The 14,015-nt window shown below is 69.8% G+C and carries 10 protein-coding genes; 2 read left to right on the top strand and 8 right to left on the bottom strand.

The genetic code is table 11. From position 1 onward, the window contains the following. Positions 1–12 precede the first annotated feature (12 nt). The 4 genes from AC1DZ6_RS05930 to AC1DZ6_RS05915 all read right to left on the bottom strand — a co-directional run bounded on the left by AC1DZ6_RS05930 (position 13) and on the right by AC1DZ6_RS05915 (position 5,356). Positions 13–1,581: a carboxylesterase/lipase family protein gene (locus AC1DZ6_RS05930; protein ID WP_477096267.1), complete on the bottom strand. Its 1,569-nt coding sequence runs from the start codon at positions 1,579–1,581 to the stop codon at positions 13–15. A gap of 50 nt (positions 1,582–1,631) precedes the next feature. Then, positions 1,632–2,702 (bottom strand): LysR substrate-binding domain-containing protein, encoded by a 1,071-nt coding sequence (locus AC1DZ6_RS05925; RefSeq protein ID WP_477096266.1) that lies wholly within the window; start codon positions 2,700–2,702, stop codon positions 1,632–1,634. Between the two features lie 3 nt (positions 2,703–2,705). After that, complete coding sequence (gene kdgD, locus AC1DZ6_RS05920) at positions 2,706–3,629, bottom strand: 5-dehydro-4-deoxyglucarate dehydratase (protein WP_477096265.1); 924 nt, start codon at positions 3,627–3,629, stop codon at positions 2,706–2,708. Positions 3,630–3,901: 272 nt separating this feature from the next. Then, the gene (locus AC1DZ6_RS05915; protein ID WP_477096264.1) at positions 3,902–5,356 is read right to left on the bottom strand and encodes an MAC/perforin domain-containing protein; all 1,455 of its coding nucleotides are present in this window, start codon (positions 5,354–5,356) and stop codon (positions 3,902–3,904) included. Between the two features lie 343 nt (positions 5,357–5,699). On the opposite strand from AC1DZ6_RS05915, the gene AC1DZ6_RS05910 reads away from it, so the two are divergent. Then, positions 5,700–6,404 (top strand): response regulator, encoded by a 705-nt coding sequence (locus AC1DZ6_RS05910; RefSeq protein ID WP_477096263.1) that lies wholly within the window; start codon positions 5,700–5,702, stop codon positions 6,402–6,404. Beyond that, positions 6,391–8,364 (top strand): sensor histidine kinase, encoded by a 1,974-nt coding sequence (locus AC1DZ6_RS05905; RefSeq protein WP_477096262.1) that lies wholly within the window; start codon positions 6,391–6,393, stop codon positions 8,362–8,364. The genes AC1DZ6_RS05910 and AC1DZ6_RS05905 overlap by 14 nt, the downstream gene beginning before the upstream one ends. A gap of 8 nt (positions 8,365–8,372) precedes the next feature. Here the strand turns inward: AC1DZ6_RS05905 and AC1DZ6_RS05900 are convergent, their stop codons facing one another. The 4 genes from AC1DZ6_RS05900 to AC1DZ6_RS05885 form a co-directional block, all read right to left on the bottom strand. Then, positions 8,373–8,639 carry a hypothetical protein gene (locus AC1DZ6_RS05900; RefSeq protein WP_477096261.1) on the bottom strand — a complete coding sequence of 89 codons (267 nt, stop codon included), beginning with the start codon at positions 8,637–8,639 and terminating at the stop codon, positions 8,373–8,375. Between the two features lie 29 nt (positions 8,640–8,668). Further along, on the bottom strand, positions 8,669–9,670 hold the full coding sequence (locus tag AC1DZ6_RS05895; RefSeq protein WP_477096260.1) for a family 8 glycosyl hydrolase: 1,002 nt from the start codon (positions 9,668–9,670) through the stop codon (positions 8,669–8,671). Positions 9,671–9,689: 19 nt separating this feature from the next. Beyond that, positions 9,690–10,163 (bottom strand): cellulose biosynthesis protein BcsD, encoded by a 474-nt coding sequence (gene bcsD / locus AC1DZ6_RS05890; protein WP_477096259.1) that lies wholly within the window; start codon positions 10,161–10,163, stop codon positions 9,690–9,692. Further along, a partial coding sequence (locus AC1DZ6_RS05885) for a cellulose biosynthesis protein BcsC (RefSeq protein ID WP_477096258.1) occupies positions 10,160–14,015 on the bottom strand: 3,856 nt, incomplete at its 5' end. The genes bcsD and AC1DZ6_RS05885, both read right to left, overlap by 4 nt.

Here is a 14,015-nt window from a genome sequence, read left to right as displayed (position 1 = left end):
GCCGCTGACCCCCTATGTCCCTTCCTTCAGGAACGGCGCGACCGAGAACAGCTCGCGCTCCTCCCGTCGCGGATCGTCGACCATCGCCGACGTCTCGTCGAACACCATCGTCGCCCGTTTCGGCAGCTCGTATTTCCCCCAGGCCGGGATCGCCGCGCAGTTGGGGTCGCCCGTCCGGGCAAAGGCCAGGAAGGCCTCGCTCATCTGGTTGGCCACCTTGCGGGCGGCGGGGCCCGTGCCGGTCTTCGAGCCCGGCTTGTCCAGATTGTCGAACACCAGGGCGATGTCGAAGCTGTGGAAGGCCCGCAGCCTGGCGCCGTCGATCGGCGAGCCGAAGTCCAATTGGTACATCCAGGCCGGCGCGCCGATCCTGGCGCGCTGCTCGGCCTGGATCAGGTGGCCTGGCCACGAGCGCCCCGCCGTGGTGGCCGCGAAGAACACCTCGGACGGCGTATAGTCCGGATAGAGCTCGCGATAGCGGGCGATCACCCGGCGCGGCGCGACGTCCAGCACCAATTCCGGCGCCAGGCGCTCGGGCAGCTCCTCCCAGGTGAGGGTGAAGTTCTTCGGATCGCCGCCCAGGAAGGCCCGGGTCTCGTCGTGGGTGTTGCCGATGATCATGGGGATATGGGCGCTCTCACGCGGGGCGTCCGGATAGAACGGGTGACGCGGCAGCACGCCGCCGTCCATCACCGACCAGAAGATGATCGAGCCCTTGCGCTCCAACGGATCGGGCATCTTCAAGGCGGCGACCAACTGCGGGGCCGGCAGGGTGCGCAGGGCGTCGATCTGGTCGGGGCGCAGACCCAGTTTCTCCATGAAGGCCCTGGCGCGGATCGTCGCGTGGATCGGACCCATGGCGGTGACGTGCTGGCCGCTCATGGTGGCGACCTTGTGCATCAGTCCGCGCGCCGACGGCATGGCCATCAGGGTGACGACCTTGCCGCCGCCGCCCGATTGCCCGAAGGCGGTGACGTTGCCCGGATCACCGCCGAACGCGGCGATGTTGTCGCGGACCCATTCCAGGGCCATCACCAGGTCCAGGTTGCCGACATTGCCGCTGTCCGCCAGATCGGCCCCGCCGAGCTCGGCGAGGTAGCAGTAGCCGAAGACGTTGAGCCGATGGTTCACGGTCACCACCACCACGTCGCCGCGCCGGGCCAGTCTTACCCCATCATAAAGCGGGTCCGATCCCGAGCCGTTGGCGTGGGCGCCGCCGTGGACGTAGACCATCACCGGCCGCTTCTTGTTGTCCAGGGCGGGGGTCCAGACATTGAGGAACAGGCAGTCCTCGCTGGTGGCGTCGGCGATCTTGGTCTGCGGGCTGGCCGGACCGTAGGCCAGGGCGTCGACCACGCCCGTCCACGGCTCGGGCGGCTGGGCGGGCCTGAACCGCCGAGGGGCGGTGTCGGCGCCGTAGCGCACGCCCTTGAAGACCTTGATCCCCTCGACCTCGGCGCCGCGCACCTTGCCGTACTGGGTGGTGGCGACCAGAGCCTTGGTGGAGGCCCTGGCGCCGGTCGCGGCGACCAGGCTCGCGGCGGCAGCTCCCGCCAGAACGGCGCGGCGATGAGTGGTCATGTACGCTTCTCCCCAGGCAGTGTCTTGGCCCGCTCCGAGGAGAGGGCGGGTCAGTCGATGATGGTTTCGGTCGGCGAGGCCTCGGCCATGCACAGGTCGATGAACGACTGCAGGATCGGGCTGTCGTTATCCTTGCGCCACGCCATGTAGAGCTCGACCGGGCGGTCGGGCGTGGTCTGCACGGGGCGGTACTGCACGTCGTCGAAATGCAGGCTCATGGCCGCCTCGGGCACCAGGGCCGCGCCGAGGCCGGCATGGACCAGGGCCAGCATCGAGTGGATCTGGGTGACGTGCTGCACGTAGTTCGGCGTCACCCCGTTGGCGTCGAACAGCGTGGTCAGCATGTTGTGGAAATAGCCGGCGCCCTCGGCCGAATACATGATCAGCGGCGCGTCGTCGAAGTCGCTCAGGGCCAGAGACGCCTTGGCCAGACGCGGGTCGCCCGTCGGCAGGGCGGCCACCAGGGGCTCGGTCAGCACGCGGGCGGTGGCGAATTCGGCGCGCTCCATCGGCGGACGCACCAGACCGATGTCGATGCGTCCGGTCAGCAGGGCCTCGACCTGTTCGCGGGTGACCATCTCGCGCAAGGTCAGGTCGGCGTTGGGCAGCCGGGCCCGCGACAGGATCACCAGGCTGGGCAGGAAATTATAGCCGGAAGCGGCGGTGAAGCCGATGGCGATCTGGCCGGCGTCGCCCACCGCGATACGGCGCGTGGCCAGGGCCGCGCTCTCGGCCAGGCGCAAGATCCGGCGAGCCTCCAGCAGGAAGGCGCGGCCGGCGGGGGTCAGCCGCACCGAGCGGCTGGTGCGGTCCAGCAGGGTGACCCCGAGAATGCGCTCCAGCAGTTGGACCTGCCGGCTGAGCGGCGGCTGGGTCATGTTCAGCCGCTGGGCGGCGCGGCCGAAATGCAGCTCCTCGGCGGTGGCCACGAAACAGCGCAACTGACTCAGTTCGAACATTGGATAGCGCCCGCTCGTGATCCCGTGGATCGGCGAGGTTAGGCGCTTGGGCAGCGAAACGGTAGCCGTCGCCACGGCCTTGGGCTTGGCCGTGGCTCCGGTTTTTGCCCCGGTCTTGGATTGCGGGCCGCCGACGGCCAGGCGCGCGCCGGCGGCGGGCACGCCCTAGGCCTTGCCCTGGGCGCGCTGGATCAGGGTCTCGAGCTCGGCCAGCTCGGCCGGGTTCAGGTCGGTCAGGGGCGTGCGGACCGGGCCCGCGTCGCGGCCGATCACCTTCATTCCCGCCTTGACGATCGACACCGCATAGCCGCGACCGCGATTGCGCAGGGCGATATAGGGCAGCACGAAGTCGCGCAGGCCGTTCATCACCGCGACGCGGTCCTGGGCGCGCACCGACTTGTAGAATCCCAGCGCCCATTCCGGCATGAAGTTGAAGATGGCCGACGAATAGGTGGTCACGCCCATTTCCAGATAGGGCAGGGCGAAGGTCTCGGCCGTGGGCAGGCCGCCGATATAGGTCAGGCGGTCGCCCATCCGGGCATAGACCCGCATCATCAGCTCGATGTCGCCGACGCCGTCCTTGAATCCGACCAGATTGGGATTGCGGTCGCACAGCTTCTCGAGGGTGTCCTCGTTGAGGATGGCGTTGTCGCGGTTGTAGACGATGACGCCCAGGGGCGTGGCCTTGCAGACCGCCTCGACGTGGGCGGCGAGGCCCTCTTGGCCCGAGTTCATCAGATAAGGCGGCAGCAGCAGCAGCCCGTCGGCGCCGGCCGCGTGGGCGGCCTTGGCCAGATCGACCGCGATGGCYGTGCCGTAGCCGCAACCGGCGATGACGGGGATCTTGCCGGCGGTCTCTTCCACCGCCGCCTTGACCACCTTGGCCACCTCGGGCGGGGTCAGGGAGAAGAACTCGCCGGTGCCGCCTGCCGCGAACAGGCCGGCCAGCTCGTGTTGGAGCATCCAGGCGCAGTGTTCGCGATAGGGCGCTTCGACGAATTGGTGCTGGGCGTCGAAATGGGTGACGGGGAACGACAGGAGCCCCTCGCCGATCTGTTTGGCCATCTCGGACGGCGTCGCTCTGCTCATCAAATCCTCGCTCGTCGTCGGTCCTTTCGCCTGGAGGCGTCGCGGACTTCAGGGCCGCGTGACCGTTCACGATTGGGAGGGTAGGGCGGCGCCACCGGCAGGTCTAAGCCAAAGGCGCTATCGACCGATGCGGCTTTTGGCTTGATCGCTTCGCCATCTCCGGCGGGCCGGCAGAACGTTGCCCATGGCCGCCCCAGATCTGAACGAAGCCGTGGAGAACGCCGGTCCAGGCGTCCTCCACGGTGATCCGTCCGGCTTCGGACGATGGGGGATCAGGGGTAGTTGATCAGGTTGGCCGAGATGTTGTTCCAGGCGGCGCCGGTCCACTCCGCCCTGGCGACGGCCGTGTTGAGGTTGTCGCCGCCGATGTCGACTCGCGAGCTGTCGAAGTGTTGGTCGCCGGCCCAATCCCAGGTGGTGGTCAGATAGTATCCCAGCGGGTCCTGGCCCACGTGGAGATAAAGATTGGCGGTCGCATCCCAATCCTTGACGTGCTCGACCGAGATCACGCGCGGCATGGTGTTGATCGGCACGGTCAGCGTGACCTTGTGATCGCCCCAGGCCGCGAAGGCGGCGTCGGTGTACCAGTCCACGTTGACCAGCAGCGAATTGTGCGACAGCGCCTGCACGTGGCCGTTAAGCCGGCTGGAGATCTGCAGGCTCTGCAGCGTGGCCGCCGTCATGTTCTGGATCTGGGAAAAGCTCTGGCCCTGGATCGCCTGCTGGCCCGCGACCGCGGCGGCGATCAGCCGGCTGGCGAGACCGCGCTGGGCGGGAATGGCGAAGTCGCCGCTGTTGATCATGGCTTGGCAGGTGCCGATCACATAGTTCAGGGCCGTGTATTCCGCCGACAGCTGGCTCAGGACGCCCAGCGCCGCGCCCAGGTTGAGCGCGTTGGGCTGGCCGATGTCGTTCAGCTTCTGCTGGATCTGCGAGAACTGGTCCCAGGTGACGCAGATGAAGGCCACGGCGGCGCCCTTGACGTGCGCGGCCGGGTTATCGACCAGGGCGATGCCTTGGGCGGCGCTGAGCATGCCGTCCGGATCGGTGCGGCTGAAGCCGGCGGCCGTCGCCCCGACCAGACTTGAGTTGGAGGTCAGGTCATAGTTCTGGGTGATCTGGCTCAGGCCGGTGCTGAAGTCGGCGTTGACCGAGGCTTTGTTGCCGAAGCCCGAGACCGAGGCCGACATCGAGGCCGTGATCGATTCCTTGTGGCTGGCCGAGGTGGCGTCCAGGCGGATGTAGCCGGAGAACGAACCGCCGTACGACACCCCGATCACGCAATGGGTGCCGTACTTGCTGATGAAGGCGCTGGGGCCGCCGGGACCGGCCAGCAAGGCCAGGGCGTCGGCGTTGATCGTGGCCTGGGTGATGTCGAGATAGACGTCCGAGGAGCGAACGTCGCGCAACGCCATGTAGGACATCGAGGTGTCGGTCGATGCGTTCTGGCTGGCGTAGGCCACAGAGGCCGTGGCTGCCCAGCTCACGCCCGAGACCGACACGGTGCCGCCGACGTTCAGGAAATCGGAGAAGTCCGAGCTGCTCTTGACGACCTTGACGTTGAGATTGTCCTGGCTGCGCGGTTGCGGCGCCAGCTTGACGATATTCTCGACGCAGTTGGCCCCGACCACCACGCCGCCGGTGATGCAGTTCACGCCGTAGCCGAAGATGGTGTCCGACCGGGAATCGATCGCACAGATTTCGAGAGTCGCGTTGAAATTGGGCATGCCGCCCTCCCTGACGAAATGTTGTTTCTGGCCGCGGTGGTCCTCAAAGCCGCCCACCAGGGATCGCGGCGCACTTGGACGAGAGGACGCGGGGAGGCTCGACGAGGGGCGCCGGCCTGGCGCCCCTCGCTGCTTCGCCCCCCGGCGCGCTCCCCGCGTCCCTGCTTGCCCCCCCCGGCTTCCACGAAGGGTTGTCTAGATGACGCAAGCGCCGCTTAGTTGCCGCGTTGACGCTCGGAGATCAACGTTCGGCCTGTCGCAAGATATGATGACGTCAACTCGCGCAAGCTCTGCGATTCCTTATGGGGTCGGGTTTTCCGGTCGATGCGCGTAGGGGAGGAACATGACGACCGAGGCGACGCCCGATCCGTCGGCCCCCTATGCACCGAAACCCTTGGCCATCGTTCTGGTCGAGGACGACGTGGCCTTTCAGGACGCCTTCCGCGCGGCGGTCGACGCCGCGCCGGACCTTTCGGTGATAGGCGTGGCCGCCACCGTGGCCCAGGCGCGTGTCATGCTGGAGGGACCAGCGGCGGATGTGCTGGTGGTGGACCTGGGTCTGCCCGACGGCTCGGGCATCGACGTCATCCGCGAGGCCCACGCCCGTTGGCCCGACTGCGCCATCATGGTCTCGACCACCTTCGCCGACGAGCGGCACGTGATCGCCTCGATCGAGGCCGGCGCCAGCGGCTACCTGTTGAAGGACAGCGCGCTGCCGGCGATCCCCGAGGACATCCGCGTGCTGCACGGCGGCGGCAGCCCGATCAGCCCGCGCATCGCCCGCCAGGTGCTGATGCGTTTCCGGCCCGATGAGCGGCCAGTCGATGATGCGGCCGCGGCCGACAAGGCTGCCGCGCCCAGCCTGTCGGAGCGCGAGCAGGAGACCCTGCAGCTGATCACCCGGGGCTTCTCGTTCGACGAGATCGCTGAGCTGATGAATGTCTCGCGCAACACGGTGCTGACCTTCGTGCGGCGCATCTACACCAAGCTGGAGGTCCGCTCGAAGACCGAGGCCGTCTTCGAGGCCCGGGCCCATGGCCTCCTCTAGTCCGGTCGTCTCCAGCCCTGCGTCCAGCGCGGGGCCGACGGTCGGGCGCCGGCCGTCCTGGCTCGGCTTCGCGCTGGGGGCGGTCATCATCGTCGTCCTGGCCCTGGCGATCTCGGCGGCCGGCGGCGGCGAGCGGATCGTCTCGGCCCGGCTCTTCCGGCAGGACACCGTCGGTTATCAGCCGCCACCGGCGACCAGTGAGGGGGCTGTGCCGCGCGAGGGCGCAGCGGTGGTGCGGTTGCCCTACGCCCCGGCCCCGATCTGGATGCCCAGCACCGATCCCTCGCCCCAACGCATCGCCACCCAGGTCAGTTGGTACAGCCTCGAGGTCCCGGCTTTGCCCGACGACGGCGCGCAGCTCTACCTCTACATCCCACGCTGGAAGTCGGACGGCTCGCTGGCCGTCTACGCCGATCACGCGCTGGTCTACGAGTCGCACGCCAACCTGCAATGGAACGGCTCGAACCAGCCGATCTGGATCGCGCTGCCGCGCACCACCACCTCGCATCCGCCGCGCACCCTGGACTTGCGCTTGCAACACGTACGCGGCATCGGCGGGGCGTTCTCCTCGGTCTGGATCGGGACGCATCGTCAGCTGGGGCCGCGCTACGACCTGCGCGACATCTTCCAGGTGCGGTTGCCGGCCTTCTCGGCCGCTTCGTTCCTGGCCACCGGCGTCTTCGCCCTGTTCGTCTGGTTCAGTCGGCGAGGCGAGTCGATCTACCTGCTGTTCTTCCTGATGTCGGTGGTCTGCTTCCTGCGCATGCTGCACACCTTCGTCGGCGTGCAGCCGCTGATGGTCTCCGACGCCTGGTTCGGCTGGATCACGGTCAATTCACTCTATTGGATGATGGCCGTGCTGCACCTGTTCGCGGCCCAGCTCCACGGCGCGCGACAGCCGCGCCTGACCCTGGCGATCGTCGCCAACGGCGCCGGCTGGACCCTGGCCACCCTGCCGGGCCTGCTGGACGCGACGCTGATCTCGTTCCTGGTCTATATCAACATCCTGATCGTCGGCCTGGTGGTGTCGCTGAACGGCCTGCGCCAGTCGGTGCGGACCCGCTCGACCTTCGCCATGCTGCTTTCGGCCTGGAGCCTGCTGGCCATCGGGGCCGGCGCCTACGACTTGGGCCTGCAGCAGAACCTGGTGAACATCGAGAGCGTGTTCCTGACCAACTTCGCCGGCGTCGGGATCACCGTCGTCTTCTGGTACATCATGTTCCGCCGTTACATCGAGGCGCTGGAGACGGCGACCCTGGCCAAGGCCGACCTCGCCCGGCGCCTGGCCCAACGCGAGGCCGAGCTGACCGACAGCCATGCGCGACTGCGCGAGGTCGAACACCGCGAACTGTTGCACCAGGAGCGCCAGCGGCTGATGCAGGACATGCACGACGGCCTCGGCTCGACCCTGGTCGGCGCGCTGCGCGTGGTCGAGAACGGCCGGGCCGCCAAGCTGGACCTGGTCAGCGTGCTGCGCGGCTGCATCGACGACCTGAAGCTGACCATCGACTCGATGGAGCCCGTCGAGACCGACCTTTTGCTGCTGCTGGCCACCCTGCGGTTCCGGCTGCAGCCGCGGCTTGAGGCCAGCGGGGTCAAGCTGATCTGGAACGCCGACGAGGTGCCGCCGCTGGAGTGGCTGGACCAGCGCCACGCCCTGCACATCCTGCGCATCCTGCAGGAGGCCTTCGCCAACATCCTCAAGCATTCGGGGGCCGGCGAGATCCGGGTTTCCGTGACCGCCCAGGACGACCGGGTGGAGATCCGGGTGCGCGACAACGGCGCCGGCTTCGATCCGGTCGCGCCGTCGAACGGCGGCCGCGGCCTGGCCAACCAGGTGCGCCGCGCCGAGGCGATCGGCGCGACCATCGCCTGGGTCCCCRGCGAGCGGGGGGCGTGCCTGGTCCTGGTGTTGCCCGTCGTCAAGCCGGCGGACGGAGCCCGTCAGGCGGCCGGGTGAAGCGCTCGCTAGCGCTTGATCATTCGGCGAAAAACGTCGGCGAGAGGCGTGCCGCGCCGTTCGACAGGCCCGGCTTCGACGTTGCTGTAGGCTCGGAACAAGCCCGAATGCGCCGCGGCGGCGTCCTCGTTGGCGGCCGGCTCGGGCGTGACGAACTGGGGTTTTTCCAGCTCGGCTTCGCGAGGCGCGACGGGGGCCGCATCATCGGCGAAGACCTGATAGGGGAGGTCGGCCTGCTTTATCATCGAGAAGAGGCGATTGACGTCGCTGGGCATGACACGACTCCGCCGCGTGACCGCGCGGCCTAGGGTTCAAGGCGCTTGTCGTTCCGTTCCCGCGACGCCAGATCCGCGAGCAGGGCCAGGGCCGAAGCGTAATAGGTTCGATCCGCGGCCGCCTCGACCGGCCTCGGTGCGTCCGTGTCGTTCAACGCCAGGGCGGCGATCGCGACACCTCCTCTAGATAAGGTAAATTCGGCGGTTTGGCCGGTGGACAAATTGACCCAGGCCGGCGGACGCCCTCCATCGCGCAAGGCCTTGCTCCAATAGGCCGCCAGGCTTTGCGCCTGGGCGCTCTCGCCGCCCCAGGCAAGGTAAAGCGGCACGCGCACGGCGTCGAAGCCGAACAGCGGCGGCCTGTCCGGCGCGGGCGTGATCTGGCCGTCGCTCCGAACCAGCAGCCAGTCCGGCGGCAGGCGGTCGGCGCCGAAGCGGGCGTCCCGCGCCAGGGCCAGCCCGCTGGTGATCAGCTCACGCCAGGGCGCGTCGTCGCCATCGGCCTTGGCGAAGTCCTGGAAGGCCGGCAGGACGAAATAGGACGGGTTGGTCGTCACCCCCACGGCGTTGCGAAAGCCGTCCTCTCCCGGCAGCAGAAGGGTGCGCGCGCCAAGCTTGACCACCAGGCGCTCGGCGATGGCGGTGCGCAACCGCGAGGACGCCGCCAGGTAGCCTTGGTCACCCCAGCGACGGCCGGCGCGCAGCAGGGCCCAGGCCACGTAGATGTCGCCGTCGGAGGCGTTGTTCTCGTCGGTCACGGCCGGGTTGGTTCTGGGATCGTACCGCCAAGCCAGGAGCGGCGCCTTCTGGCGCGACAGGTTGGCCTGGGTCCAGGTCCAGGCGCGATCGAAGGTCCGGCGATCATTGTGGGCTTCGGCCAGCAGCATGGTCCAGCCCTGGCCTTCGCTGTGGCTGACGCCGCCGTTCTCGGGATCAACCACGCGACCGTCGGTCATGACGTAGGTCGCCTTGAACGCGTCCCAGTCGCCGGGCGGGCGAGCGCAGGCCCCAGCGCCGCCCCCCAGGACCATCGCGAGGACCAGCAGGAGCCTAAGCCTTGTGCTCGAAGACCAAAGGGCGAGCCAGGGCGTCGCGGCAGACGGTCGTCGCGCCGGGGCTGCCCTGGTCGGCGAGCCAGGCGCCGTAGGCGCCGCCCAGAACCTCGGCCATGAGCGGCGGCCAGGACTGGTCCACATCGTGTTCCAGAACATTGGGACAGGCTCCATGGGTGATGACGATGTGATCCTCGGTGGCTTCCAGTTGCGCCCAGCCCCACTCCATGCAGGTCAGGACGATATTGATCCGCTCCTCCAGCTCCTCCAGCGTCTCCAGGCCGCCCAGGGGATGCAGCCGCGCGACCCGCGCGCCGGTGGCGCGCATGAAGGCCGCCGTTCCGCTGCTGTCGGCCACGGCGGTGAGTTCGGCTGCCAGCGCCGCCAGGAACGGCGCCCACTGCCGACTGACCAACCGGCGTTTGAGAAATTCCAGCTCCGGGTCGTCCGGCCGTGGACCCAACGTGCTCATGGGACGGTCCCTTCGCCCAGCGTCTGACGGACGCTGACGCTGATGGAAGTTTCGGTGTAGTCGCCGAAGGTGTTGAAGTTCAGCACCCCGCCCAGCAGGGTGCCCGGCCGGAACAGGTAGTCGCCCGACAGACTGCCAGCGGCGCCGAAGCCGCTGGCGCTCTGGGGCCGGTAGCGGGCGAAGACGTCGGTGTCCGCCGCGGCCAGGCTGTTCAGTTCGGTCTGCAGCGCCGCGTCGAGCGGGAAATAGGCCGCGCCGGCTTGGCTGTAGGTCTGGTAGCCCGGCGCGAGTTCCCCGCGCAGCTTCCAGGCGCCCAGATGGGCGCTGACGCTGACCGGCGCGGTCAGGCTGGTGAAGGACTTGGGGCTGAAATAGCCCCCGTGACCCAGGCTGAAGAAGTTCTGGTTGTTGTCGTAACCCTGCTGATTCAGGTTGAAACCGACCTGCACCTGGGTCTCGCCGCGGCGATAGGGCCTGAAATAGCCGCCCAGATTGGCCTGGTAGCTGGTGTTGTCGCGCACATGCAGGCCGTCGTAGCCATAGTAGCTGGCGTCGCCGTACAGGCCGGAAGCGCCGTCGTCGTAGGACAGGCTGGCGCCGCCGCCGCTGCGCATCACCTCGCCGTAGCGTTGTCCGGTCACCGGGTCTCGGGTTCCGGCATAGGCGATGACGCTGTCCGTGACGGGTCGGCGCTCGACCCACAGCTTGCCCTGGCCCGAGCGGCCCAGGCGCGGCGACCAGGACGCCCCGCCCACCGCGTTCACCGTGTCGAAGCCGATGGGCGTCGTGCCCACATCGGCGGCGAAGGCGCCGGCCTTGACGGCCAGGCCCAGCGCGGCGCCCGAGGCGCTCTGGGTTCCCGGGGTGGGATAGACCGGGGCGTAGGCCCCGACGATGGCGCGGGCGTTGACGATCTGATTGGCGCCGAACCGTTGTTCGGCGTCGCCGCCGGGCGTTCCCGCATCGAGGGTCACGGGCGAGATCGAGGCGGTGAAGCGGGCGCCGCCGGCCGAAACAGCGATCGCGGCCTGGGCCGACAGCTCGTCCAGCTTGCTAAGCCCCGTCTCGCCGGACCGCGTGCGGACCTTGGCCGAGCCGGAGATCTCCGCGGCGGTCTTGGCGGTCAGTTCGGCGATCTGCCGGTCGATGTCATCCGCGACGGGATCGCCGCCTGGCGGTGCGGCGAATGGATTGCCGGCCGGAGCGGGCGGGGCGGACCTCGGGACCGGGGCGGCGGCCGAGACGGCGGATCGGCCGTCGCGTCCGGTGAAGGGAAAGGCGTTCCCGGCATAGGGCGTTACGCCGCCCGGCGCGGGGGCGATCCGGGGCGCGTCGTAGACGTTCGCGGCCGGCAATGACGGCGTCGCGAACCCAGGCGCGTCCGAGCCGATCAGATCGATGCGCGAGGCGGCGACGGGCATGGGCCCCGCGCGCTCGCGGGAGAACGGATTGGGGCCCAGACCAGCGCCGCCACCCGTGGCGCCGGGCGCAAGAATAGCGTCCAGACCGCCGCCCGCCGTCGTTTGCTGGCGCAAGGCTCTGGCCTTGCGCAGGGCTTGCAGGGCGGCGGCCTCGTCGCCGGCCTGACGTTCGATTCTAGCCGACAAGACGTAGAGTTCCGGGTCATTCGGCGCGGCCGTCAGCGCCTGCGCCAAGGTGCGGCGCGCGCCGGTGACGTCGCCCTTGGCGGCCAGCGCTCCGGCCAGTCCGGTCAGGCCTTCCTGGTCGCCGGGCTTGGCGCGCAGCAGGGCGCCGTACGTCTGGATCGCTTGATCGTAGAGCCCGCCGTCCTGATAGACCCGGCCCAGCGGCGGCAGCAGGCGGGTGCTGCGAGGCGCAACGGCGAAGGCGGCCGACAGCACGTCGAACGCGCTGGCCAGGTCGCCCGCCTGGCGCAGACGGTCGGCGCGTTCGGCGCCCAGCGAGGCGGTCAGGTTGGCGACGGCTTCGATCCCTTGCGGCGTCGGGCCGGCGCGGGCGGCGGCCTGGCGTATCAAGGCGGCGGCCTCGGCATCGTGGCCGGCCCGGGCCAGGACCGTGACCGCCCCGTCATAGCTGGCGGGCGCTTCGGTGACGCCGGAGATCAGGGCTTGCTGCGCCAGGCCCAGCGCCGCCTGTTGGTCGCCCAGGTCGTAAAGAGCCACGGCCACGCGACCGCGGGCCTCGGTCGGCAGGTCGGGGCGCGCCGCCACGGTCCTCACGCCGACCACGCCGCCGCCGCGCCGCGCCTGGTTGATGGCGGCGTCGACCTCCAGTCGCGTGCGCAGGGCCGCCACGGCCGGGGTGGTCTGAGTGGCGGGCAGGCGGTTGATCAAGACCAGTGCCTCGGCCGGCCGACCCTGCTGGTCGGCGAACAGCGCGGCCGCCTGGATCTGCTCGGCCGTGGTTCCCGCCGCGACGGGCGCCATCAGCCCCTGGGCCGACGCGGTCTCGCCCTGGCCGGCGAGGAAGCGGGCGAAGTCCAGGCGGACCCAGGGATCGGCCGGAGCCGCGGCCAGGGCGCTCTCGAAGGCGGTGTTTGCGCCCGAGAGGTCGCCGGCGGCCCATAGGCGGTTCGCGCGGTCATGGTCGAGACGGCCGCGGGCCGCGCTCTGGCCGCTGGCGTCCGGTTCGAAAGCCGTCGACCGCGCCGCGATCGCCTCGGCCTCGGCGCTTCGGTTCTGGTCGAGCAGCACCTGCACCAGCCCTTGTTGCGCCTCGACTTGGCCCGGCTGCGCCGCCAGGATCTGCCTATAGACGGCCTCGGCCTCGGCGGCCTTGCCCTGGCGGCGCAGGCTCTCGGCCAGCAGGCCCTGGGCCATGGCGTGTTCGGGATAGGCCGGCCCAGCCAGAGGCCTCAGGAGCCGTTCGGCCTCGGCGGTGCGGCCCTGGTCGAGGGCCGCCTGCGCCTGCTGCAGGCCGCCATAGAACCGGGCCGAAATCAGAGCCTCTTTCCAGCGACCGGCCGAGGCGGGCGCGGCGCGGCTGGCCCGGTCCAGCAGGTCGACGGCTTCGGCGAAGCGCTGGCCGCGCAGGCGCGCCAGGCCCAGGCCGCCCAGGGCGTCGGCGTCGTTGGGGCGACGGGCCAGGGCGGCTCGAAAGCTCGTTTCAGCGGTCGCCAGATCGTTGCGCTCCAGCGCGGCGAACCCGTCGGCGCGGCTCTTGGCGTTGGGATCGACCGCCGGCACGGCGGCGACTGGAAGCGGCCGATTGGCGTCGGCAAGCTTGCGAGCGATCTCGGTGTCGCCCGCATGACGGGCCAGATAGTCGCTGAACAGCCCGGCGTTGCGTGGCGCGGCGTCCATCCAGATCAGGGCTTGGCGCCAGGCGGCGGTGGCCTTGTCGGCGGTCGGCCCGTCGCCGGCGGCGAGCTTGGACAGCACGGCTATGCCTTCGCGGCGACCGGCCTCGCGGTAGGTCATGACCTGGCCCAGCGCCAACTGCACGTTGGCGTCGCCGGGCCGCCGAGCGGCCAAGGCCTGCAGACCGGCCTGGGCTTGGGCTTGGCCGCCGGGCGCGCCGGCCAGGGTCTGGTAGTATTCCAGGGCCACGGCGTCGGGCGGCGTCGCGCCGCCGAAGGCCTGGCGATAGGCCGCCGCCGCGGCGCCCGCTTCGCCGCGCCTGGCCAGGGCCCTGGCCTGAGCCAGGTCACCGCTTTGGGGGCCGCGCGTCTCTGCGGTCGGGCGGGCCAAGGCGGCCAGGCCGCGACGCGCGGCGGCGTTGGACGGCTCGGCCGCCAGGGCGCGGCGATAGGCGTCGGCCGCCAGATCCTTTCGCCCCTTCTGACTCCAGAAGTCGCCCTGCCGGACCAGCGCCGCCACGGCCGGATTGGCCGAGGGTTCGGCCCCCCAGACAGGACTCGCGGCGGCGCCG

Source organism: Caulobacter sp. P1_B12_2 (genome assembly GCF_056406675.1).
The sequence above is the reverse complement of the archived record's forward strand: the minus strand, read 5'-3'. Positions and strand labels throughout refer to the sequence as shown.

Excerpts from the sequence above, each read along its gene's own strand:
- AC1DZ6_RS05930 (WP_477096267.1), bottom strand. The coding sequence starts at position 1,581 with ATGACCACTCATCGCCGCGCCGTTCTGGCGGGAGCTGCCGCCGCGAGC.
- AC1DZ6_RS05915 (WP_477096264.1), bottom strand. The coding sequence starts at position 5,356 with ATGCCCAATTTCAACGCGACTCTCGAAATCTGTGCGATCGATTCCCGG.
- bcsD (WP_477096259.1), bottom strand. The coding sequence starts at position 10,163 with ATGAGCACGTTGGGTCCACGGCCGGACGACCCGGAGCTGGAATTTCTC.
- AC1DZ6_RS05895 (WP_477096260.1), bottom strand. The coding sequence starts at position 9,670 with ATGGTCCTGGGGGGCGGCGCTGGGGCCTGCGCTCGCCCGCCCGGCGAC.
- AC1DZ6_RS05900 (WP_477096261.1), bottom strand. The coding sequence starts at position 8,639 with ATGCCCAGCGACGTCAATCGCCTCTTCTCGATGATAAAGCAGGCCGAC.
- AC1DZ6_RS05910 (WP_477096263.1), top strand. The coding sequence starts at position 5,700 with ATGACGACCGAGGCGACGCCCGATCCGTCGGCCCCCTATGCACCGAAA.